Origin of the sequence: Burkholderia sp. LFS061 (genome assembly GCF_047978125.1) — a bacterium.
Taxonomy (GTDB): domain Bacteria; phylum Pseudomonadota; class Gammaproteobacteria; order Burkholderiales; family Burkholderiaceae; genus Burkholderia; species Burkholderia pyrrocinia_C.
Window position 1 is genome coordinate 1 of record NZ_JBFPFS010000178.1, and the last position, 238, is coordinate 238.

Sequence of the window (238 nt, forward strand, 5' to 3'; positions counted from 1 at the left end):
TCAACGCGTATGCGATCTGCTCTTCGGTGAACTTGCTCTTCTTCACGGCATGACCTCCAAGTCTCGATGACATCGTCATGCCGGAATTTTCCACTTCCAAGTGGGACAGTTCTGTGGGCCAGGGTCACCGCGGCGTGCCGCACAATCCGTCGTCGCATCATCCACAGATTGCTCAACGCGAACAGCGTATGCAATTGCTGCGCGTTCTTCATCAACCCGCGATAGCGCACCGTGACGT

At 55.9% G+C, this 238-nt stretch carries 1 pseudogene; it reads right to left on the reverse strand.

The window, feature by feature from the left end:
* Window positions 1–131: 131 nt before the first annotated feature.
* Window positions 132–238 (reverse strand): annotated as a pseudogene (locus ACNQQL_RS36240) (IS5/IS1182 family transposase); the annotation flags it as partial.